This is a genomic window from Variovorax robiniae, assembly GCF_037889955.1.
Lineage (GTDB): Bacteria > Pseudomonadota > Gammaproteobacteria > Burkholderiales > Burkholderiaceae_C > Variovorax > Variovorax robiniae.
The window spans coordinates 543,344-562,769 of sequence record NZ_JBBKZS010000001.1 but is presented as its reverse complement, the minus strand read 5'-3'; the positions used below and the strand labels follow the sequence as shown (position 1 = coordinate 562,769).

The 19,426-nt window shown below is 66.3% G+C and carries 21 protein-coding genes and 1 pseudogene; 12 read left to right on the top strand and 10 right to left on the bottom strand.

Annotation, left to right across the window (positions count from 1 at the left end; translation table 11 throughout):
- Positions 1–15: 15 nt before the first annotated feature.
- Positions 16–1,311 carry a homogentisate 1,2-dioxygenase gene (gene hmgA, locus WKW79_RS02390; protein WP_340333490.1) on the top strand — a complete coding sequence of 432 codons (1,296 nt, stop codon included), beginning with the start codon at positions 16–18 and terminating at the stop codon, positions 1,309–1,311.
- Positions 1,308–2,588 (top strand): fumarylacetoacetase, encoded by a 1,281-nt coding sequence (gene fahA, locus WKW79_RS02385; protein WP_340333489.1) that lies wholly within the window; start codon positions 1,308–1,310, stop codon positions 2,586–2,588. The genes hmgA and fahA overlap by 4 nt, the downstream gene beginning before the upstream one ends.
- A 10-nt stretch (positions 2,589–2,598) precedes the next feature.
- Here the strand turns inward: fahA and WKW79_RS02380 are convergent, their stop codons facing one another.
- Positions 2,599–2,931, bottom strand: a complete 333-nt coding sequence (locus WKW79_RS02380; RefSeq protein WP_340333488.1) for a hypothetical protein — start codon at positions 2,929–2,931, stop codon at positions 2,599–2,601.
- 238 nt (positions 2,932–3,169) lie between these two features.
- Here WKW79_RS02380 and WKW79_RS02375 point away from each other — a divergent pair, with 238 nt between their 5' ends.
- Entirely contained in the window at positions 3,170–3,466 is a 297-nt protein-coding gene (locus tag WKW79_RS02375) for a hypothetical protein (RefSeq protein WP_340333487.1), read from the top strand.
- A 126-nt stretch (positions 3,467–3,592) separates the two neighbouring features.
- Positions 3,593–4,708 (top strand): 3-deoxy-7-phosphoheptulonate synthase, encoded by a 1,116-nt coding sequence (locus WKW79_RS02370; RefSeq protein ID WP_340333486.1) that lies wholly within the window; start codon positions 3,593–3,595, stop codon positions 4,706–4,708.
- Between the two features lie 9 nt (positions 4,709–4,717).
- Here the strand turns inward: WKW79_RS02370 and WKW79_RS02365 are convergent, their stop codons facing one another.
- Entirely contained in the window at positions 4,718–5,515 is a 798-nt protein-coding gene (locus WKW79_RS02365; RefSeq protein WP_340333485.1) for an AraC family transcriptional regulator, read from the bottom strand.
- Between the two features lie 119 nt (positions 5,516–5,634).
- On the opposite strand from WKW79_RS02365, the gene WKW79_RS02360 reads away from it, so the two are divergent.
- Positions 5,635–6,873 carry an MFS transporter gene (locus WKW79_RS02360; RefSeq protein WP_340333484.1) on the top strand — a complete coding sequence of 413 codons (1,239 nt, stop codon included), beginning with the start codon at positions 5,635–5,637 and terminating at the stop codon, positions 6,871–6,873.
- Between the two features lie 46 nt (positions 6,874–6,919).
- On the opposite strand, the gene WKW79_RS02355 is transcribed toward WKW79_RS02360, so the two are convergent.
- Positions 6,920–8,083, bottom strand: a complete 1,164-nt coding sequence (locus tag WKW79_RS02355) for an ABC transporter substrate-binding protein (protein WP_340333483.1) — start codon at positions 8,081–8,083, stop codon at positions 6,920–6,922.
- Between the two features lie 217 nt (positions 8,084–8,300).
- Here WKW79_RS02355 and WKW79_RS02350 point away from each other — a divergent pair.
- The 5 genes and pseudogenes from WKW79_RS02350 to WKW79_RS02330 all read left to right on the top strand — a co-directional run bounded on the left by WKW79_RS02350 (position 8,301) and on the right by WKW79_RS02330 (position 14,326).
- A pseudogene (locus tag WKW79_RS02350) lies at positions 8,301–9,862 on the top strand (acyl-CoA synthetase).
- Between the two features lie 48 nt (positions 9,863–9,910).
- Positions 9,911–10,654, top strand: a complete 744-nt coding sequence (locus tag WKW79_RS02345; protein WP_340333840.1) for a DUF3348 domain-containing protein — start codon at positions 9,911–9,913, stop codon at positions 10,652–10,654.
- Between the two features lie 18 nt (positions 10,655–10,672).
- Positions 10,673–12,982, top strand: a complete 2,310-nt coding sequence (locus WKW79_RS02340; protein ID WP_340333482.1) for a DUF802 domain-containing protein — start codon at positions 10,673–10,675, stop codon at positions 12,980–12,982.
- Positions 12,982–13,638 (top strand): OmpA family protein, encoded by a 657-nt coding sequence (locus WKW79_RS02335; RefSeq protein ID WP_340333481.1) that lies wholly within the window; start codon positions 12,982–12,984, stop codon positions 13,636–13,638. The genes WKW79_RS02340 and WKW79_RS02335 overlap by 1 nt, the downstream gene beginning before the upstream one ends.
- Complete coding sequence (locus tag WKW79_RS02330) at positions 13,631–14,326, top strand: DUF2894 domain-containing protein (RefSeq protein WP_340333480.1); 696 nt, start codon at positions 13,631–13,633, stop codon at positions 14,324–14,326. Before WKW79_RS02335 ends, WKW79_RS02330 begins: the two co-directional genes overlap by 8 nt.
- 122 nt (positions 14,327–14,448) lie before the next feature.
- On the opposite strand, the gene WKW79_RS02325 is transcribed toward WKW79_RS02330, so the two are convergent.
- Both WKW79_RS02325 and WKW79_RS02320 read right to left on the bottom strand, forming a co-directional pair.
- A complete protein-coding gene (locus WKW79_RS02325; RefSeq protein WP_340333839.1) occupies positions 14,449–14,769 on the bottom strand; it encodes a type II toxin-antitoxin system PemK/MazF family toxin in 321 nt (106 codons plus the stop codon).
- Positions 14,763–15,017 carry an AbrB/MazE/SpoVT family DNA-binding domain-containing protein gene (locus WKW79_RS02320; RefSeq protein WP_340333479.1) on the bottom strand — a complete coding sequence of 85 codons (255 nt, stop codon included), beginning with the start codon at positions 15,015–15,017 and terminating at the stop codon, positions 14,763–14,765. The genes WKW79_RS02325 and WKW79_RS02320 overlap by 7 nt, the downstream gene beginning before the upstream one ends.
- Before the next feature lie 209 nt (positions 15,018–15,226).
- Between WKW79_RS02320 and WKW79_RS02315 the strand changes: the two genes are divergently transcribed.
- Both WKW79_RS02315 and WKW79_RS02310 read left to right on the top strand, forming a co-directional pair.
- Complete coding sequence (locus tag WKW79_RS02315) at positions 15,227–15,439, top strand: AbrB/MazE/SpoVT family DNA-binding domain-containing protein (RefSeq protein ID WP_340333478.1); 213 nt, start codon at positions 15,227–15,229, stop codon at positions 15,437–15,439.
- Entirely contained in the window at positions 15,439–15,843 is a 405-nt protein-coding gene (locus WKW79_RS02310; protein WP_340333477.1) for a type II toxin-antitoxin system VapC family toxin, read from the top strand. The genes WKW79_RS02315 and WKW79_RS02310 overlap by 1 nt, the downstream gene beginning before the upstream one ends.
- A 39-nt stretch (positions 15,844–15,882) precedes the next feature.
- Here the strand turns inward: WKW79_RS02310 and WKW79_RS02305 are convergent, their stop codons facing one another.
- The 5 genes from WKW79_RS02305 to WKW79_RS02285 form a co-directional block, all read right to left on the bottom strand.
- Positions 15,883–16,671 carry an SDR family oxidoreductase gene (locus tag WKW79_RS02305; RefSeq protein WP_340333476.1) on the bottom strand — a complete coding sequence of 263 codons (789 nt, stop codon included), beginning with the start codon at positions 16,669–16,671 and terminating at the stop codon, positions 15,883–15,885.
- 13 nt (positions 16,672–16,684) lie between these two features.
- Positions 16,685–17,449, bottom strand: a complete 765-nt coding sequence (locus WKW79_RS02300; protein ID WP_340333475.1) for an SDR family NAD(P)-dependent oxidoreductase — start codon at positions 17,447–17,449, stop codon at positions 16,685–16,687.
- 146 nt (positions 17,450–17,595) lie between these two features.
- A complete protein-coding gene (locus tag WKW79_RS02295) occupies positions 17,596–17,844 on the bottom strand; it encodes a hypothetical protein (protein WP_340333474.1) in 249 nt (82 codons plus the stop codon).
- 180 nt (positions 17,845–18,024) lie between these two features.
- Positions 18,025–19,083: an adenylate/guanylate cyclase domain-containing protein gene (locus WKW79_RS02290; protein ID WP_340333473.1), complete on the bottom strand. Its 1,059-nt coding sequence runs from the start codon at positions 19,081–19,083 to the stop codon at positions 18,025–18,027.
- A complete protein-coding gene (locus WKW79_RS02285) occupies positions 19,076–19,411 on the bottom strand; it encodes an Hpt domain-containing protein (RefSeq protein WP_340333472.1) in 336 nt (111 codons plus the stop codon). The genes WKW79_RS02290 and WKW79_RS02285 overlap by 8 nt, the downstream gene beginning before the upstream one ends.
- Positions 19,412–19,426 lie beyond the last annotated feature (15 nt).

Here is a 19,426-nt window from a genome sequence, read left to right as displayed (position 1 = left end):
CTTCAGAGAAAGCCAATGACCACAACGCTCGCCTACCAGACCGGCTTCGGCAATGAATACGCCACCGAAGCCGTGCCCGGCGCATTGCCGCAGGGCCGCAACAGCCCGCAGCGCGCGCCCCTCGACCTTTATCCGGAGCTGATCTCCGGCACGGCCTTCACCGCACCGCGCCATGAGAACCGGCGCACCTGGATGTACCGTCGTCAGCCGTCCGTGGTGGCCGGTCGCTACACGCCCTATGCCCAGTCGAGCTGGCAGACCGGCGGCGACCGCAGCGTGCCACTGCCGCCCGAACCGATGCGCTGGCACCCGATGCCGATGGATGGTGCGGAGCAGGTCGACTTCATCGACGGCATGCAGACGCTGGCTGCGAATGGCGATGCCGAGGCGCAGACCGGCATCGGCGCGCTCGTCTACATCGCGGGCCGCTCGATGGAGCGCCGTGCCTTCGTCAATGCCGATGGCGAGATGCTGTTGGTGCCGCAACAAGGCCGTATCGTGCTCACCACCGAGATGGGCGTGCTCGAAGTGAAGCCCGGCGAGATTGCGCTGGTGCCGCGCGGCGTGGTGTTCAAGGTCGGCCTGCCGGAGGGCGTCTCGCGCGGCTATGTCTGCGAGAACTACGGCGCGCAGTTCCGACTGCCGGAGCTGGGCCCGATCGGCTCCAACGGCCTGGCCAATGCGCGCGACTTCCAGGCGCCCGTGGCTGCCTACGAAACGGAGGAGGGCGCCTATGAACTCGTCAAGAAGGCCGGCGGCCGCTTCTGGCGCGCACCGACCAGCCATTCGCCCTTCAATGTGGTCGCATGGCACGGCAACCTGTCGCCGGTGAAATACGACACGGCGCACTTCATGACCATCGGCTCGATCAGCTTCGACCATCCGGACCCGTCGATCTTCACCGTGCTCACCTCGCCGAGCGACACGCCCGGCACGGCCAACTGCGACTTCGTCATCTTCCCGCCGCGCTGGCTGGTGATGGAAGACACCTTCCGTCCGCCTTGGTACCACCGCAACCTCATGAGCGAGTTCATGGGGCTGGTGTACGGCGAGTACGACGCCAAGCCCGGCGGCTTCAAGCCCGGCGGCGCGAGCCTGCACAACTGCATGGTGCCCCACGGCCCGGACGAGGAAGCCTTCACCAAGGCCAGCAACGCGGACCTCAAGCCGCAGAAGCTCGACAACACGCTGGCCTTCATGTTCGAAAGCCGCTACCGCTTCCTGCCCACGCAATGGGCGCTGTCAAGCAATTCACTCGACCAGGACTACGCCGACTGCTGGGCCGGCCTCAAGGATCAATTCAAGTCATGAACGCCATCAACGAAACCCACGACCCGAAACTGCGAAGCTGGGTCCAGACCGCCAACCTGCCTGGCTGCGACTTCCCGATCCAGAACCTGCCCTTCGGGCGCTTCCGGCCGAAGGGCAGCAAGGAAGCGTTCCGCATCGGCGTGGCCATCGGCGACCGCGTGCTCGACCTGGAGGCCGCGCACCTGATCGACCATGCCGACATGAACCTGCTCATGGCGGCCACGGCCGAGGAGCGCGCCGCCTTGCGCAAGAGCCTGTCGGAAAGCCTGCGCGAAGGCAGCCCGAAGGAGAAGGAATGGCAACTCGCGCTTTACGCGCAGGCCGACGTCGAGATGACCGTGCCTTGCCGCATCGGCGACTACACCGACTTCTACACCAGCGTCCATCACGCGACGACGGTGGGCAAGCAGTTCCGCCCGGACAACCCGCTGCTGCCCAACTACAAGTGGGTGCCCATCGGCTACCACGGGCGTGCGTCGTCGATCGGCGTGAGCGGGCAGCAGTTCAAGCGACCCAAGGGGCAGACGAAGCCGGCCGGATCCGACCCGGCGGCAGCACCCGTGTTCGGGCCGAGCCTGCGCCTGGACTACGAACTGGAACTGGGCTGGTTCGTGGGCCGGGCCAATGCGCTGGGCGAGCCTGTGCAGATCGCAGAAGCGGAGTCGCACCTGTTCGGCGTGACGCTGTTCAACGACTGGTCCGCGCGCGACCTGCAAGGCTGGGAATACCAGCCGCTCGGGCCCTTCCTGTCGAAGAACTTCGCGAGCACGGTGTCGCCGTGGATGGTGACGCTGGAGGCACTGGCACCGTTCCGCGGGTCCTTCGAACGGCCCGATGGTGATCCGCAGCCTCTGCCTTACCTCGATGCGCCGGCCAACCGCGAGCGCGGCAGCTTTCACATCACGCTGGAAGCCTGGCTGCAGACGAAGAAGATGCGCGACGCGGGCGCAGCGTCGGTGCGGCTGTCGCAGACCGACATGCGCGACGCGGCCTACTGGACGCCGGCGCAACTGATCGCGCATCACACGGTCAATGGTTGCAACCTGCAGCCGGGCGACTTGCTCGGTTCGGGCACCTTGTCCGGCCCGGCGCCGGACCAGGCCGGGTCGCTGCTCGAACTGACCGTGGGTGGCAAGCAGCCGATTTCGCTACCCAATGGCGAAGTGCGTGCCTTCCTCGAGGATGGCGACACGCTGACGTTACGCGGCTACTGCGAGCGCAATGGCGCGGCGCGGATCGGGTTGGGAGAAGTCAGCGGGACAGTGGTCGGAAGCTGAGATGGTGTGATCAGCAATTGGCGCGGATGCTGCGGATCAGTGTCTTGTCGCCAATCGCCTCGGTCTGGACGATGGCCGTGCCTTCGCAGGTGCCCGTCCTTGCCCGATAACGGTAGCGGGCTTCCACCTTCCCGTTGCCCAACGCGCGCACCGAGCGCAGCGCAAGCGGATCGCGCAACGAGCGATAGAACTTCGACATGCCGGCCTCGCTGAAGGGGCCGATGCCGCGCTTGGCCGGGGTGACGAGCGCGGCTGCGGCCGATCCGTCGCCGATGGACAAGGCGATGTAGAACTTCTCGACCGTGCGTGTGGATGCGTCGATGGTGGGGACCGATGCGGGCAAGGCAGAAGGTGCAGCGCGTTGGAGCGGTGGCGCCGAGAGATCGGCCGGAGTCGGCGCCGGTGTCGATGTCACAGGTGGTGCTGTCGGCGTGGCTGCGGGGCGATCGTCGATTTGCGGGGTGTCCTTCGAAGTGGCCTGCGGAGGCGAGGATCCTGGAACGGCCGTTGCGACACTGGCAGACGGCTGCCGGCGCTCGGAACTGTCGCTCCCGGGCCGCGCAAACAGGAAGAACCACGCCATGAAGGCAGCGATCAGCAGCAAGGCGCCTGCGCCCAGCCAGAGCCAAAGCTTGCGCGGGTCGTTTTCGCTCCAACTGCCCGTCGCATGCCTTGAGTCCAGCGTCCCGACGGGCTGCTGGGTCGACGTCTGGCGACGCGTGGTTTCCAGCATCGAAGGCCCGGTCGCCATGAAGCCAGGCAACCGGCGCGCACAGCCAATGCAGAACATGGCGGTGTCCCGATTGCTCGTTTTGCAGGCATCACAGACGATGGTCACGGTGCAGGGCCTCGGCAAAATGAATGCTTCGAGACTATAGGGCTGCAACGTGCTGTATGTCGGACGAAGTCGCTCCGGACAAGGCAGCCTCCGATGCCGAACAGGGGCCTCCGCCGGCTGAGTGGACAATTGCGCCCGCACAGTCCCACGCACCCGAGATTTCCCCATGTCCAAACTAGACGACCCCCTCCACGACGCCGAAGTCGGCTCCCGCGACAGCACCATCGACACCACCCGCATCGACGACGTCCGAATCGGCGCGGTTCGCCCGCTGATCACGCCGGCCCTGCTCCAGGAACGCGTGCCCGTGCGCGACAACACGCTGGCCCTTGTGGAAAGCAGCCGCGCGAAGATCGCCGACGTGCTGCATGGGCGCGACGACCGACTCGTCGTCGTGGTCGGCCCGTGCTCCATCCACGACCATGACCAGGCCCTCGAATACGCGCATCGCCTCAAGGCCGTCGCGGATGAACTGCAAGACGACCTGTTCATCGTCATGCGCGCCTACTTCGAAAAGCCGCGCACGACAGTCGGCTGGAAGGGCTACATCAACGACCCGCACCTCGACGGCAGCTTCGCCATCAACGAAGGCCTGGAGCGCGCGCGCCGCCTGCTGCTGGAACTGACCACGCTGGGCCTGCCCACCGGCACTGAATTCCTCGACCTGCTGAGCCCGCAGTACGTGGCCGACCTCATTGCCTGGGGCGCCATCGGCGCGCGCACCACGGAGAGCCAGAGCCACCGCCAGCTCGCCTCCGGCCTGAGCTGCCCGATCGGTTTCAAGAACGGCACCGACGGCAGCATCAAGGTGGCGGCCGATGCCATCCTCGCAGCCCGTGCGCCGCATGCCTTCATGGGCATGACCAAGATGGGCATGGCCGCGATCTTCGAGACGCGCGGCAACGACGATTGCCATGTGATCCTGCGCGGTGGCAAGACGCCCAACTATTCGGCGGCGGACGTGGCGGCCAGCTGCGAGGCACTGCGCGCCAACGGGCTGCGCGAGCAGGTGATGGTCGACCTGTCGCATGGCAACAGCAGCAAGCAGCATCAGCGGCAGATCGTCGTGGCGAGCGATGTTGCCGGACAGATCGCTTCAGGCGACAAACGCATCACGGGCGTGATGATCGAAAGCCACCTGGAAGAAGGCCGGCAGGATCTGGTCGCTGGCACGCCGCTGAAGCACGGCGTCTCCATCACCGATGCCTGCATCAGCTTCATGCAGACGGTGCCGGTGCTGCATGAACTGGCCGCGGCGGTGAACAAGCGTCGCAAGGCTTGAACGAAGTCGCTAACGAAAGAACTCGCTCGGCGTCTGCCCGAACTGCCGCTTGAACATCGTGGCAAAGGCGCTCGGGCTGTCGTAGCCGGCCGCCAGCGCCACGTCGACCACCTTCTCGCCGCTCGCCAGTCTCTCCAGTCCATGCAGTAGCCGCGCCTGCTGGCGCCACTGGCCGAAGGTCATGCCGGTCTCGCGCGCGAACAGGCGCTGGATGGTCTTGGCATCGACGCCAAGGCGTTGGCCCCAATCGTCGAGCGTGGTCGGGTCATCGGGCGCTTCGAGCAGGCGCGTGCAGATGCGTTGCAGGCGGGGCTCCTCCGGTTGGGGGAGGTGCAGCGGCAGCACGGGGAGGGCGTGCAGCTCATCCAGCAGCAGCCGCATCACGCGGCCGTCGCGGGATTGGGCCGTGTAGCCGGGCGTGATGGCGATCGCAGCCAGGATCAGCTCGCGCAGCAGCGGTGAGATGCCCACCACGGCGCATTCGCGCGGCAGGTGGGGCGTGGCGCCGGGCCGCACGTAGACGCTGCGCATGTGGACTCCGCCGATGCAGCGGATGCTGTGGCGCACGCCGGCCGGCATCCAGATGGCGCGGGTCGAGGGCACGATCCACTGGCCGCCTTGCGCGCTCACCATGATCACGCCATGCGCCGCGTAGACGAGTTGTTCCTTGGCATGGGCATGCCAGCCGATGACATGGCCGGGCGGATAGTCGTTGGGGTGGCATGTGACCAGCGCCTCGCTGCGGTCGACGTCCGCGAGGAAATCCGGGTCCGGCATCGAGGGCTGGAATTTGCGGGAGCTTGCCATGTCCTTTTTGCGAAGAGCGGAGCCCGATTGGCGAGAGACAGGCACGGATCGTAACCCTAGGATGCGTGCCTGATCCAACTTTCCCTCGCGCGCGTCCGTGCGCGCGATCCAGGCTCTTCATGTCCAGCGTCCTTCCTCCCAGCGGCACGATCCCAGCGGCACCGGCCAACGCGCCCGCCGCGCAACGCACCGCCTTCCGCGTGCTCGGCGCCATCAGCGCGTCGCATCTCATCAACGACATGATGCAGTCGCTGATCCTGGCGATCTATCCGGTGCTCAAGGGCGAGTTCAGCCTGAGCTTCGGGCAGATCGGCCTGATCACGCTGACCTACCAGTTGACGGCCTCGCTGTTCCAGCCGCTCGTGGGTCTCTACACCGACCGCAAGCCGACGCCGTATTCACTGCCCATCGGCATGAGCTTCACGCTGACGGGCCTGCTGCTACTGGCCTTTGCGCCGAGTTTCTGGGTGGTGCTGGTGGCGGCAGCGCTGGTCGGCACGGGTTCGTCGATCTTCCATCCGGAGTCCTCGCGCGTGGCGCGCATGGCCTCGGGCGGTCGGCATGGCATGGCGCAGTCGCTTTTCCAGGTGGGCGGCAACACGGGCAGCGCGCTCGGGCCGCTGGTCGCGGCCGTGGTCATCGTGCCTTACGGGCAGACGAGCGTGGCCTGGTTCTGCCTGGCGGCGTTGCTGGGCATTGCGCTGCTGATCCAGGTGAGCCGCTGGTATGCCTTGCACCATGCTGCGGCCAAGGCGCGTGCGGCGCTGCGTCCCGCGGTGTCGCCGCTGCCGCGCGGCAAGGTCATCGGCGCGATCGGCGTGCTGTTGCTGCTGATCTTTTCCAAGTACTTCTACATCGCCGGCATCAGCAGCTTCTACACCTTCTACACGATCGAGAAGTTCGGGCTTTCGGTGCAGAGCTCGCAGTTCCACCTGTTCATCTTCCTGTTCGCCTCGGCGCTGGGCACGCTGATCGGCGGGCCCGTGGGTGACCGCATCGGGCGCAAGCCGGTGATCTGGGCCTCGATCCTCGGCGTGGCGCCATTCGCGCTGCTGCTCCCGCATGCGGACCTGTTCTGGACCACGACGCTGACGATCCTGATCGGGCTGATCCTGTCGTCGGCTTTCTCCGCAATCCTGGTCTATGCGCAGGAACTGATTCCGGGCAAGGTGGGGATGGTGTCGGGCTTGTTCTTCGGCTTCGCCTTCGGCATGGGCGGCCTTGGTGCCGCGATGCTCGGTTTGCTGGCGGACCACACGAGCATCGACTACGTGTACCAGGTGATTGCGTACCTGCCGCTGCTGGGCATCGTGGCGGTGCTGCTGCCGAACATCGAACGGAAGAAGGCCGCGCGCTGAAGCGGCCTGGGCTCGCGGCCTTGATGGCTGCAGCCTTCAATCGCCCTCAGCTCAGCAATCGCCCGCTGGCGCTGATCACCGCCACATCCACGAACTGATTGCCTTCGCGGTTGCCGCGGCTGAAGTTGATCTTCACGCCGCCGAAGTCGAAGGCCTCGATGCGTTCCATCGCCGCCAGCAGGGTCGCGCGCGTCGGCGAGGGACCGGCGCGGCGCAGGCCTTCGCCGAGCACGCAGGCGTCCACATAGCCCTCCAGGCTCGGCAGCGAGAAGTCCTTGTTGCCGCTGGCCAGCATATCGGCCTGGTAGCGCCGCACGATCTCGTACTTGGTCGCGAAGGGGGAGGGCATCACCATCGAGAAGCCGAGCCCGTGCGACAGTTCGCCCATGGCGCTCAGCGAGCCAGCGGTGATCGAAATGCCATAGCCGTTGCTCTTGCCGCCCGCCTCGCGCAGGGCCTTCACGAAAGCCGGTGCGGTGCCGGCCAGCCCGATGATGATCACTTGCGGTGCGGCCGCGGCGACCTGTACGGCGGCCGGGCCGACTTCCATGCTGGTCGTGCCCGGCGTGCTCGCAACGACCGCCGGTTCCAGCTTGGCCTTCGCCAACGCCGCCTTGAAGCCCGCCAGCAGGGATTGGCCCAGCGGATCATTCGAATACACGATGCCGATGCGCGTCTGCCCGGCCGTCACGGCGGTGGCTACGAGCTTGTCGATCTCCTGGTCGTAGTTGGCGCGCACCCAGAAGGCGTTGGGCGCGTTCTTCTTGCGCAGTGACACCGTGCCGGTGTTGGGGCCGACCACGGCCATGCCGGGCACCGCATCGATCACTTCCGCCGCCTGGCGCGTGCCCAGCGGATGCAGCATCGCGACCACGGCGCTGTCGGCGGCGAAGGCGAGAGCGTTGGCCTTGGCCTTCTCGGGCTTGAACTGGTCGTCGGCGGCGACCAACTCGATGCGCGCGCCGTTGATGCCGCCGGCCTTGTTCACCGCATTGAAGTACGCCGACGAGCCGAGGAACATGCCCGTGCCGTTGCCCTTCTCGACGCTGCTGTTGTCGAAGGTCGTGCCGATCCGCACCACCCTGGCCTGGGCGAAGGCGGGCGCTGCCAGCCCGGTTGCGGCCAGCAATCCGCCTGCCACGCGGCTGATGGCCTGGCGCCGGTTAGGTTGGGAGGACAGGGGAAAAGTGGCGGCCTCGAAACTGTTCATGCTGGCAATCCAATCCGGCGATTCAGGGTTCAACGAAGCCTTTGACAATAGCAACGAAATGTAAATTCGTCACCTTCGCGAGGCTGCTTGAAGCGCTTCGCGTGGCATTCGCGACGAATCCCGGCGTCGGTGTTGCAAAGAACGAATTCGAAAGTTCACATGCCTTGCGCCGGGCGTCGCCGCGATACTTCGAATTCATTCGAGACAAAGGAAAAAAATGACCGGAGACATGACCCGCCAGACCCTCGGCGACCTGCTGCGCCGCACGAGCCGCCGCTTTCCCGACAAGCTCGCGATCCAGTGCGGATCGACGGCCTGGACATACCGCGAGTTCGACGCGGTGTGCACCCGACTGGCCAACGGCCTGGCGGCCCAGGGCGTGGAGGTGGGGGACCGCGTGGCGGTGCTCTCGCGCAACTCCCATGCCTTCGCGGCGCTGCGCTTTGCGGTGGCGCGCATCGGCGCGGTGCTGGTGCCGGTCAACTTCATGCTCCATGCCGACGAGTCGCGCTACATCCTCCAGCACGCCGGCGCGCGTATGCTCTGCGTGGATTCGGAAGGCGCGACGCTTGCAAGGGCCGCGATCACCGACACCCAGGTGCAGAAGCTGGTGTGGCTGCCCGGCGAGCAGGCCTCGCCGCCGGAGCCCGACATGCTCGCCTTCGATGACCTGCTGCTCGACGGCCCTGCGCCGGAGCGCGCCCTGAACGGCGCGATGCTCGCCCAGATCGTGTACACCAGCGGCACCGAGTCCCGGCCCAAGGGCGCCATGCTCACGCACGATGCGGTCATCTCCGAATACGTGACCTGCCTGGTCGACATCGAACTCACCGAATCCGACCGCCTGCTGCACGCGCTGCCGCTCTACCACTGCGCGCAACTCGACGTGTTCCTGGGCCCCTCGGTGTACGTGGGCGCGACCAACATCATCACGAGCAAGCCGACGGCGCCCAACCTGCTCGCCATGATGGTCGCGAACGGCATCAATTCCTTCTTTGCCCCGCCCACGGTCTGGATCGCGCTGCTGCGTGCGCCGGAGTTCGCGCAGACCGACCTCTCGCTGCTGAAGAAGGGCTACTACGGCGCGTCGATCATGCCGGTCGAGGTGCTCAAGGAAATGCAGCAGCGCATGCCGCACCTGCGGCTGTGGAACCTCTACGGCCAGACCGAGATCGCCCCGGTGGCCACCGTGCTGAAGCCCGAGGACCAGTTGCGCAAGGCGGGCTCGGCCGGCAAGGCTGCGCTCAACGTCGAGACGCGCCTGGTCGACGACGACATGCAGGACGTGAATGTGGGCGAGGTCGGCGAGATCGTGCACCGCTCGCCGCAGTTGCTGGCCGGCTACCCAACGACGCGGAGCGCACCGCCGCCGCCTTCCACGGCGGCTGGTTCCACAGCGGCGACCTCGGCACGATGGACGACGAGGGCTACATCACAGTGGTCGACCGCAAGAAAGACATGATCAAGACCGGCGGCGAGAACGTCTCCAGCCGCGAGGTGGAGGAGGCGATCTACGGCGTGGAAGGTGTCTCCGAGGTCGCGGTGATCGGCGTGCCCGACCCCAAGTGGATCGAGGCCGTGACGGCGGTCGTGGTGCTCAAGCGGGGCGTGGACATGACCGAGGCGCAGTTGCTCGCAGCCTGCGCCGGCCGCTTGGGCGGGTTCAAGCTGCCCAAGCGCGTGATCTTCACCGATGCGCTGCCCAAGAACCCGACCGGCAAGCTGCTCAAGCGCGAGTTGCGGCTGATGTACGCGGGCGGGACCGGGGTGGCGCAATAGTTGGGCGGGGGCGACCGGGTAAACTGCCCGGTTTTCTCCTCTGGCGATATGGTGCAAGTGTCACGGCGCCCAGGTGTCACCGGATCGGCGCTCATTCGCTTGCTGACTCGACTGACCGAGCACGGCGTCCCCGAATCGAAGCAAGCCTTCGCGGAGCGATTGAGCCAATGGCTCCGATGGACCGACGCCATCTCGTTGTCCTCCGCGTTGAACAGCCCCCCGGCGACCGCGCCCACCGGCGCACGCGTGGCCTCCGCCAGCGCGGAGGAGCGGGAGTGCGCGCGCGTGCGAACCGCGCTGACGAAGGCCATCACGGAAGGCACCGCCTTCTCGGTCGACGATTTCGCGCCGTACCGCCAGCGCTACATCGCGCGGCAGCAGGCGATGGAAGCAGGCATCGGGCCCTTGCGTGGTCGGCTGCGGGCGGTGCTCGCGGCCAGGTCGCCGGCCATGGCCCGGCTGGCCTCGGTGGATGCGGTGATGGAGCAGGCGCTGGACCCGCAGGAGCAGCGCTTGCTGGCGACGGTGCCGTCGCTGCTGGAGAAGTATTTCAAGCGCCTGCGGCAGGCCCATCTGGCCGCGCCGGTCCAGGAGACAGATGAGGCCGCGCTGGCGGTGCCTGGCGATACGCAGGCGCCTGACGCGCCGGGCAAGGCACCGGGTTCGCCCAATCAAGCCGAGCCCGCTGCGTGGCTCGACGCGTTCGGCAGGGACATGCAAGGCGTGCTGCTGGCCGAACTGGATATCCGATTTCAACCGGTCGAAGGGCTGCTCGAAGCCCTTCGCACATGACGAAGTGACCCTCCCGACATGAACAGATCTCTCCATTACGCCGCCTTCTTCGTAGGCCTGGCCGCCGTGTGCTGGGTCGGCGCCGGCTACATCGGCACCAACCCGCTGGCGCTGGTGATCACGCTGCTGGTCGGCGCGTTCTACCTGATGGGCGCGCTGGAACTGCTGCACTTCCACCAGGCCACGGACACGCTCGCGCGCGCGGTCGCTGACAAGGGCGATCCGCCGGCGAGCCTCGGCTCATGGCTGGAGCAACTCCATCCGTCGCTGCAGAACCCGGTTCGCCTGCGCGTAGAGGGCGTGCGCGTTGGCTTGCCTGGACCGGCAATGACGCCGTACCTGGCGGGGTTGCTGGTGCTGCTAGGCATGCTGGGCACCTTCCTCGGCATGGTGGTCACGCTGAACGGCACCGGCATCGCACTGGAAAGTGCATCGGACGTGAATGCGATCCGCTCCTCGCTGGCGGCGCCGGTGCGTGGTCTGGGGCTGGCCTTCGGCACCTCGGTCGCGGGCGTGGCTGCCTCGGCAATGCTGGGGCTGGTCTCTGCGTTGTGCCGGCGTGATCGGCTTCGGGCGGCGCAAGCGCTCGATACGCGCATCGCGACCAGCTTGCGCGTCTTCTCGTCCGCGCATCAGCGCGAGGAATCCTTCAAGCTGCTGCAACGACAAGGGCAGGCGATGCCTGAACTGGTCGATCGACTGCACGCCATGCTGGAGGCGATGGAGCGCCAGAGCCTGGCCTTGAACGAGCGCATCGTCACCAGCCAGGATAGCTTCCATGCGAAGGCGGAGGCTGTCTACACGGGCCTCGCCACCTCCGTCGGCCAGTCGCTGAAGGAAAGCCTGACCGAAAGCGCGCGCGTGGCCGGCGCGACGATCCAGCCGGTCGTCGAAGCGGCGATGGCAGGGATTGCGCGCGAAGTGACCGCCTTGCACGGCACCGTGGAGCACAGCGTGCAACAACAACTGGATGGACTGTCGACGCGGCTGGAGGCCACCACGGGCGCCGTGGCGGACATCTGGAAGACCGCACTCGCGGAGCACCAGGGTGCCATCGCAGCGCAGTCGGGCGACCTGCGCAGCTCGCTCGACCACTTTGCGCAGACCTTCGAGCAGCGCTCGGCCTCGCTGGTCGAAGGCGTTGCGGCGAGCTTGGAAGGCACCGCGAGCCGCGTGTCCGACACCTGGGGCCAGGCGCTTGCGCAGCACCAGCGTGTCAGCGAGAAGCTGTCGGGCGAGACTCATCAGGCGCTGGCGTCGGCCACGGCAGGCTTCGAGCAGCATGTTGCATCGCTGGTGGATGGCGTCTCGGCAAGGCTGGAAGCTACCGCGCGCAGCGTGTCGGACACCTGGGGCCAAGCGCTCGCGCAGCATCAGCAGGTCAGCGAGAAGTTGTCGGGTGAGGCGCAGCAGGCGCTGGCGTCGGCTGCGACAGGCTTCGAGCAGCATGCGGCCACCTTGCAGCGCACAGTGGATGAGGCGCATGCCAGCCTGGAAGCGGAGATTGCGTCGCGCGACGAGGAGCGGCTGGCCGCGTGGGCCAGCCTGCAAGCGCAGATCGCCGCACGCGACGAACAGAGGTTGGCCGCCTGGACGCAGGCGCTGGAAGCGATGGCCGCGTCGTTGCGCCAGGAGTGGCAGCAAGCCGGCGTGCGCGCCGAGGACCAGCAGCGCGAGATCTGCGAGACGCTGGCCCATACCGGCCGCGACATTGCCGCCCATTCGGAAGCCCACGCCAGCCGCACGATCACGGAGATCGCACAGCTCATGCAGGCCGCCTCTGAAGCACCCCGCGCAGCGGCCGAGGTGATCGGCGAACTGCGCCAGAAGCTGTCCGACAGCATGGTGCGTGACAACGCGATGCTGGAGGAGCGCAGCCGCATCCTCGAGACGCTGGAGACGCTGCTCGGCGCAGTCAACCATGCGTCGACCGAACAGCGCGCGGCCATCGATGCGCTGGTGGCGGCGTCGGCGGACGTGATGGAGCGCGTCGGCACGCGCTTCACGGACAAGGTCGAGGCGGAAACTGCTCGATTGGCCGAAGTCTCCGCGCAGGTCACCGGCAGCGCCATCGAGGTGGCGAGCCTGGGCGAAGCCTTTGGCCTGGCGGTGCAGCTGTTCAGCCAGTCGAACGACAAGCTCGTGACGCATTTGCAACGCATCGAAGGCGCGCTCGGCAAGTCCCTCGCGCGCAGCGACGAGCAACTGGACTACTACGTGGCGCAGGCGCGCGAGGTCATCGACCTGAGCATCATGTCGCAGAAGCAGATCGTCGAAGACCTGCAGCAGATCGCCAGCCAGCGGACCCTCGCGGGCAGCGAAGCGTGATGAACGAGGATGCGATCGACGGCGGCATCGAGCCGACGGTGCCGGTCTGGGCGGTCTTCGGCGATCTCATGTCGGGCCTGTTGGGTGCCTTCGTGCTGATCCTGGTGTGCGTGCTCGGCATGCAACTGGACCTCGCGACCAAGCTGGAAGCCGAGGTCAAGCAGCGGCAGGCGGAAGCGCAGCGCCGCGAGGAATTGGAGAAGGCGCTGGAAGGCCCGCTCGCGGCCGGCCGCGTGACGCTCAACAACGGCCGCATCGGCATCAGCGGCAGCGTGCTCTTCGCCTTCAACTCGGCCGAACTGCAGCCCGAGGGCCGGCAACTGCTCAAGAGCCTGGCCGGGCCGCTGGCCGCATACCTGAAGTCGCGCGACGAGATCCTCATGGTGAGCGGCTTCACCGACGATCGGCAGGTGCGCGGCGGTAACCGCCAGTTCGCGGACAACTGGGAACTGTCGGCGCAACGGGCCCTGACGGTGACGCGCTCGCTGATCGAGGACGGGTTGCCGTCGGGGTCGGTGTTTGCCGCGGCCTTCGGGTCGGAGCAGGCGGTGGCATCGAATTCGGATGCCGAGGGTCGCTCGAAGAACCGGCGCGTGGAGATGGCGCCGACGCCAAGGCCTTCGAATGCGATCGTTGTCGACAAGCCCCGTGGGTAGCGAGGTGTCGGCTGCGGGAGTTGCGGTTGCAGCGGATCTGGACGCCGGCGCGACCCTCGATGTATGGCGCAAGCAGGGCGCCCATCGGTTGGACCCGGTGCGCTTCCGGTTCATCGAGGCGATGGCGAAGCGAACGGCGGCGCACAGCGGCGAGGTGCGTCGGCTGTTGGACGACAAGCTCGCGGCGCTGCTGCGGGCCTATGGCGAAGACCTTGCGAAAGCCGGGCCGCCGACGCCGCGTCCCAAGTCTTCGAATTCAAGCCAGTCGAACGAGCCGCCTCGGGGGCCTCTTGCCGAACTTGTCGAGCAACTCGGACGACTTGCGCCGTCCCCGGCGCGTGGGCCTGCGGCCGTTACCGGCGTAGCGCCGATGCCGACGGGCACGGATGAGCTGAAGTCGCTGAGCTACTTCAGAAGCACCTGGTCGAAGCTCAGTGCGGACCGGCGGCTGACGCAGTCACTGGCCAAGGTGCCGGGGAACGCGGGTCCCCTCAACTCGCAGCATCTCGTGCATCAGGCGCTGACTTTGATGCGCGACCTGTCGCCGGAGTACCTCAACCGGTTCATGGCGTATGTGGACACCTTGCTCTGGCTTGAGCAGGCGGATGCGGGCAGTGCGTCGGCTGCGGCTGCGGAGAGCCCGCGTGGTGAAGGGCCCAGGAAGGCTGGCCGCAGCAAGTCCAAATGAGACTGCCTCGGCTTCGTCCTTGATCGCCCGGACGACGAGGATTTGCAAAGCCGCCATCGCGCGAAAGGGACGCGTTCACACGTGCTCGTATTGATGAAACGGGGTACCAAGTCGAATCGGCCCTACGCTGCGAAAACTTCTTGAAGGGTGGTCAAGGTGGCGGCCAAGGTTTTCGCCGATACGGAGCCCAACCGTTTGGCCAGGCGCGCTTTGTCAACGGTTCGAATCTGATCTAGCAAGATCAGGCCCTTGGTCCCCCCGTGCGTCAGCGCAATCCGGAAAGGGGCACTGAAGCCCTTGGAGGTCATCGGCGCCACGATCACCGTACGCAGGTGATCGTTCAATTCCGACGGCGAAACCACGACGCAGGGTCGCGATTTCTTGATCTCGCTGCCGACCGTGGGATCGAGATTCACAAGCCAGATTTCCCCGCGCTTCACCAGGTCAACTCCGCATCATCGGCATTGCCGAACTCGCCCATGACCAATGCGTCGTCGCCCTTCGCCGCCAGTGCTTTAGCGGCCTCCGCCCATCCGGAGCGCGCGGGCCGAGGCGCTTTTCTCAAGACAATGGCGCCGTCCTCCACTGTCATCTCCGCTGCCTCCTCGCCACCGAGGCCCGCTTGAGCCAAGAGTGGCTTTGGAAGGACGACGCCCTTGCTGTTTCCGAATGGCCTGATGGTGACTTGCATGGAACCTCCTGTTGCTACAATGTTATTCCTTGCAGAATTCCTGGTCAAGGTATGCGGTGCGTCACTGGTGGCGCCGAGTTGAGACAGGGTCCTTCGAGCTCATCGGCGTGTGTATGCCTGATCGCGCCCGATCAGAGACCAGAGAAGACATGACCCGGCGAACTGGTGTATTCTTACTGTATCGTCATCGATACACCAGAGGTACGAATATGGCAGCCACAGCGACGCTTTCAAGCAAGTTCCAGATCTCCATCCCCAAGGTCATCCGGGACGAACAACACTGGGAAGCAGGCCAGGAATTCGTGTTCATTCCGAAGGGCGCAGGCGTACTGGTCATGCCGGTGCCGGAACTCGAGGAACTGGCCGGCATCGCGAAAGGGGCGAGCAAAGCCAACTTTCGCGACAGAAAGGATCGCTACTGATGGTCGCCGCCCTGTGTGTCGTCGATACGTCTGCGTGGATCGAATGGCTGACAGGCGACGCGCTCGGCATGAAGCTGGCCAAACAGTTTCCTGAAAAGGCATATTGCGTCGTGCCAACCATCGTGCAACTCGAGTTGTCGAAGTGGCTGGTTCGAGAGGTAGGCGAAGCGGAGGCCGATCGCGTGATTGCGTACACACAGAAGTGCATCGTCGTGCCGCTGGATACGGCCGTCGCGTTGCTCGCTGCGGATGCGCATCGAGAACACAAGTTGGCGACTGCCGATGCGATCGTCTATGCAACTGCACGACAAAAGGGGGCTGATCTGCTGACCTGCGACGCGCACTTCGAAGGGCTGCCCGGCGTGCGTTTCCATTCCAAATCACTTGGCCAGCAGCGCACCTGAGCGCTCCGAATCCCGTCGCAAAAGTGCGACAGCCCGTCTTCAGCGCCTCACCATCCCCACCACCTTCTCCCGCAAGCGCCGCATTCCGCGAATCCAGCGGTCGTAGTCGGCGGTCTTGCGTTGCAGGAAGGTCAGCACTTCCGCATGCGGCAGCACCAGGAAGCGTTCCTCCCGCATCGCATCGATCACCGCGCCGGCCACGGCCTCCGGCGACACCGCGCCCTCGCCGAGGAAGCTCTGGCTGCGCTGCGATCCGTCCGCGCCCATCAGCATCGGCGTCAGCACGCCTTGCGGGCACAGGCAGCTCACGCGGATGCCGCGGTCGCCGTGGGCGATCGACAGCCATTCGGCAAAGCCGACCGCCGCATGCTTGGTGACGGAGTAGGGCGCGGCATTCACCTGGCTCAGCAGGCCGGCGGCCGAGGCTGTCTGCACCAGGTAGCCTTCGCCGCGGGCGAGCATCTGCGGCAGCACGGCGCGTGCCGCGTAGACGTGCGCCATCACGTTCACGTCCCAGTGGCGTTGCCAGTCGACATTGGGCGTGTCTTCGTCGCCGCGCACGATGATGCCGGCGTTGGAGCAGAACACATCGACCTGGCCGAAGCGCTCGGTCGCGGCCTGCACCAGCGCCTGTAACTCCACCTCCACTGCGACGTTGATGCCGACGCCCATGCCGCCGATGGCTTCGGCCACGCGCTGCGCGCCGGCCGCATCGAGGTCCGCCACGACCACGCCGCGCGCGCCCTCCTGCGCGAAGCGTTCGCACATGGCCTTGCCGATGCCCGACGCGCCGCCGGTGACGACGACGACCTTGCCCTGGATGTTCATGTCGGATGCTCCGTCAGCAGGTCACGCCGCCGTCGATGACGAGGCTTTGCCCGGTCATGAAGGAGCCAGCCTTCGATGCCAGGAACACGGCCGCGCCGGCGATCTCGTCGGGCTCGCCGATGCGGCGCAGCGGCGTGGTGGCGGTGCGGTGCTTCAGGCCTTCCGGGTCTTCCCACAGGGCGCGTGCAAAGTCGGTCTTGATGAGGCCGGGCGCGATGCAGTTGACGCGCACGTTGTGCGGCCCGTATTCCACCGCGAGGTTGCGCGCGAGCTGCATGTCCGCCGCTTTCGACACGCAGTACGCGCCGATGATCGGCGAGCCGCGCAGGCCGCCGATGGAGGACACGATGATGATCGCGCCGTCCTTGCGCTCGATCATCTGCGGCGCCGCGAAGCTGATGAGCCAGTGGTTGGCGATCACGTTGTTCTCGAGGATCTTGCGGAACTGGTCGTCCTCGATGCCGGCTTGCGGGCCGTAGTAGGGGTTCGATGCCGCGTTGCAGACGAGGATGTCGACCTTGCCGAACTGGCGGTTCGTTTCGTCGACGAGATTCTTCAGATCCTGCTTGGACGAGATGTTGGCCGGCACCGAGATCGCCGAGCCTTCGCCATGTTGGCGGTTGATGGCATCGCGCACTTCCTCGCAAGGCCCGGGCTTGCGCGAGGAGATCACGACCTTGGCGTCGTGCTCGGCCAGCCGCTCGGCAATGGCACGGCCAATGCCGCGGGATGAGCCGGTGACGATCGCCACCTTGCCCGTCAATGAAAACAGGGACATTCAGCTACTCCTGGAGGGAACATGGGAGCCTGCGCTCGCGAGGCCTCGGGGACGATAGCAGAGCGATTGGGAACGGTCTGCCCGGGAAGGCACGCGGACAGTCCCACAGGCGACGGCGGCTTGCGGGTCCGCCGCGCTCAGCGGGATCACTCGCCTTCGTCGATCTCCAGCAGCCTGCCGCCGGTGTAGCGATAGAACAGTTCCGATGCGACCAACTCCGCCTCACGCATGGCGGCGTCCTCCGCGATGCGGAACTCCATGACCAGGCGCATGACGCGCTGGAGGGTGGACTGATAGACCTCGCCTTCGGTGTCGAAGCCGACGGCAGCGAGCAGATCCATGGTGCGGACCAGCTCCGCATGAATGACGTTGAAGGGGCGGAAGTTGTGAGCCATGTCGTTCTCCTTGTCTGCCACTGAGTTGCAGCAAACACGGATCGCGTTCTCATGGATTGGCATGCCAGGCCATGCGGCATACATCGCCGGGGGGACAGGGCTTCGGCTTTCGTGCACCTGTTCACGGCCTGCGCGGCACAGGGCGGCGCAGGCCGACTCGCCGCCGCGTGCGAGGCAGCATCACCCCGTCAACGTGTTCCCGTCCTTCACCGCATAGACATCCACCGGCGCCGACTTCCCATGGAACAGCGCCGGCCCCAGCGCCTCCACCGCAATGCGCCCGTCGATCGCATGGCAGGTCGCCGGGTCGATCAGGATCGCACGCTGCGCCAGCTTGGTGTGCGCCTCCAGCCGCGCTGCCAGGTTCACCGTGTCCCCGATGCACGTGTACGTCGCACGCTCCTGCGTGCCGGTGTAGCCGGCCACCATCTCCCCGGTGGCGACGCCCACGCCGATGCGGATCTCGGATTTATGGGTCGCGGTGCGTTCCTGGTTCAGCAGCCCGACCATCTCGACCATGTCCATCGCCGCGCGCACCGCGCAGCCGCCGTGGTCTTCCAGCGGCAGGGGGGCGCCGAAGATGGCCATGAGGCCGTCGCCGATCATCTGGTTGACCACGCCGCCGTGGCTGGTGATGGCCTCGAACATCAGCGTGTAGTAGGTGTTGAGCAGCTCGATCGTTTCCTCGGGCGACTGCGATTCGACGATGGCGGTGAAGCCGCGGATGTCGGAGAACATGACGGTGCCCTGCACGCGCCGGCCGCCGAGCGCGAAACCGGATTGCTGCAGGTCTTGCGCGACCTCGGAGGTGGCGAAGCGGCGCACCATTTCCTTCAACTGGTCGCGCAGCCGCTTCTTCTCCAGGCTGGCGCCGATGCGCGCCTTCAGCAGCACCGCGTTCACCGGCTTGTGCAGGTAGTCCTCGGCGCCCAGTTCGATGCAGCGCACGATGTCGGCCACGCCTTCGAGCGACGAGGTGACGATCACCGGCAGGTCGCGCAGCCGGGTGTCCGCGCTCAGGTGTTCCAGCACCTCGAAGCCGGTCATCTCGGGCATCTCGATGTCGAGCAGCATCAGGTCGAAGGTGCCGCTTTGCAGCATCTCCAGGGCGATGCGGCCGTTCTCGGCGGTCTTCACGCTGTGGCCCTGCAGTTCGAGGCTGCGGGTGAGCAGCAGGCGGTTGACCTTGTTGTCGTCCGTCACCAGCAGGCGGGCTGCCGTGGGGCTGGGTTCAGACATGGCACAGCGCCTTCAGCGAGGCGTCGACGCGCAGGTATTCCTGCGTCAGCGTATCGAGCGCGTCCGGCTGCTGCGGCAGGCCACCGAGCTCCAGGTCGCGTGCCATCGCGCCCAGCGCGAGCGCGCCGAAGGTGAGGCTGTTCGACTTGAGCGAATGCGCGGCACGGCGGAAGGTGTCGGCATCGCCCGCGGCCTGCGATTCGCGCAGTTCCTTCAGCATCCCCGGCGCTTCCTGCAGGAAGGTCTGGACCAGCTCCGTGACGAACTCGGCGCCCGCGGCTTCCTGCAATTCGGCGAAGGTGGCGGGGTCTATGGTGGGGTCACTCATTTCGGGGTTCCATGC

What these genes read in the sequence shown, in the direction of transcription:
- hmgA (WP_340333490.1), top strand. Translation starts at nt 16, where the DNA reads ATGACCACAACGCTCGCCTACCAGACCGGCTTCGGCAATGAATACGCC.
- fahA (WP_340333489.1), top strand. Translation starts at nt 1,308, where the DNA reads ATGAACGCCATCAACGAAACCCACGACCCGAAACTGCGAAGCTGGGTC.
- WKW79_RS02375 (WP_340333487.1), top strand. Translation starts at nt 3,170, where the DNA reads ATGAAGGCAGCGATCAGCAGCAAGGCGCCTGCGCCCAGCCAGAGCCAA.
- WKW79_RS02370 (WP_340333486.1), top strand. Translation starts at nt 3,593, where the DNA reads ATGTCCAAACTAGACGACCCCCTCCACGACGCCGAAGTCGGCTCCCGC.
- WKW79_RS02365 (WP_340333485.1), bottom strand. Translation starts at nt 5,515, where the DNA reads ATGGCAAGCTCCCGCAAATTCCAGCCCTCGATGCCGGACCCGGATTTC.
- WKW79_RS02360 (WP_340333484.1), top strand. Translation starts at nt 5,635, where the DNA reads ATGTCCAGCGTCCTTCCTCCCAGCGGCACGATCCCAGCGGCACCGGCC.
- WKW79_RS02355 (WP_340333483.1), bottom strand. Translation starts at nt 8,083, where the DNA reads ATGAACAGTTTCGAGGCCGCCACTTTTCCCCTGTCCTCCCAACCTAAC.
- WKW79_RS02345 (WP_340333840.1), top strand. Translation starts at nt 9,911, where the DNA reads ATGGTGCAAGTGTCACGGCGCCCAGGTGTCACCGGATCGGCGCTCATT.
- WKW79_RS02340 (WP_340333482.1), top strand. Translation starts at nt 10,673, where the DNA reads ATGAACAGATCTCTCCATTACGCCGCCTTCTTCGTAGGCCTGGCCGCC.
- WKW79_RS02335 (WP_340333481.1), top strand. Translation starts at nt 12,982, where the DNA reads ATGAACGAGGATGCGATCGACGGCGGCATCGAGCCGACGGTGCCGGTC.
- WKW79_RS02320 (WP_340333479.1), bottom strand. Translation starts at nt 15,017, where the DNA reads ATGCAAGTCACCATCAGGCCATTCGGAAACAGCAAGGGCGTCGTCCTT.
- WKW79_RS02315 (WP_340333478.1), top strand. Translation starts at nt 15,227, where the DNA reads ATGGCAGCCACAGCGACGCTTTCAAGCAAGTTCCAGATCTCCATCCCC.
- WKW79_RS02310 (WP_340333477.1), top strand. Translation starts at nt 15,439, where the DNA reads ATGGTCGCCGCCCTGTGTGTCGTCGATACGTCTGCGTGGATCGAATGG.
- WKW79_RS02305 (WP_340333476.1), bottom strand. Translation starts at nt 16,671, where the DNA reads ATGAACATCCAGGGCAAGGTCGTCGTCGTCACCGGCGGCGCGTCGGGC.
- WKW79_RS02300 (WP_340333475.1), bottom strand. Translation starts at nt 17,449, where the DNA reads ATGTCCCTGTTTTCATTGACGGGCAAGGTGGCGATCGTCACCGGCTCA.
- WKW79_RS02295 (WP_340333474.1), bottom strand. Translation starts at nt 17,844, where the DNA reads ATGGCTCACAACTTCCGCCCCTTCAACGTCATTCATGCGGAGCTGGTC.
- WKW79_RS02290 (WP_340333473.1), bottom strand. Translation starts at nt 19,083, where the DNA reads ATGTCTGAACCCAGCCCCACGGCAGCCCGCCTGCTGGTGACGGACGAC.
- WKW79_RS02285 (WP_340333472.1), bottom strand. Translation starts at nt 19,411, where the DNA reads ATGAGTGACCCCACCATAGACCCCGCCACCTTCGCCGAATTGCAGGAA.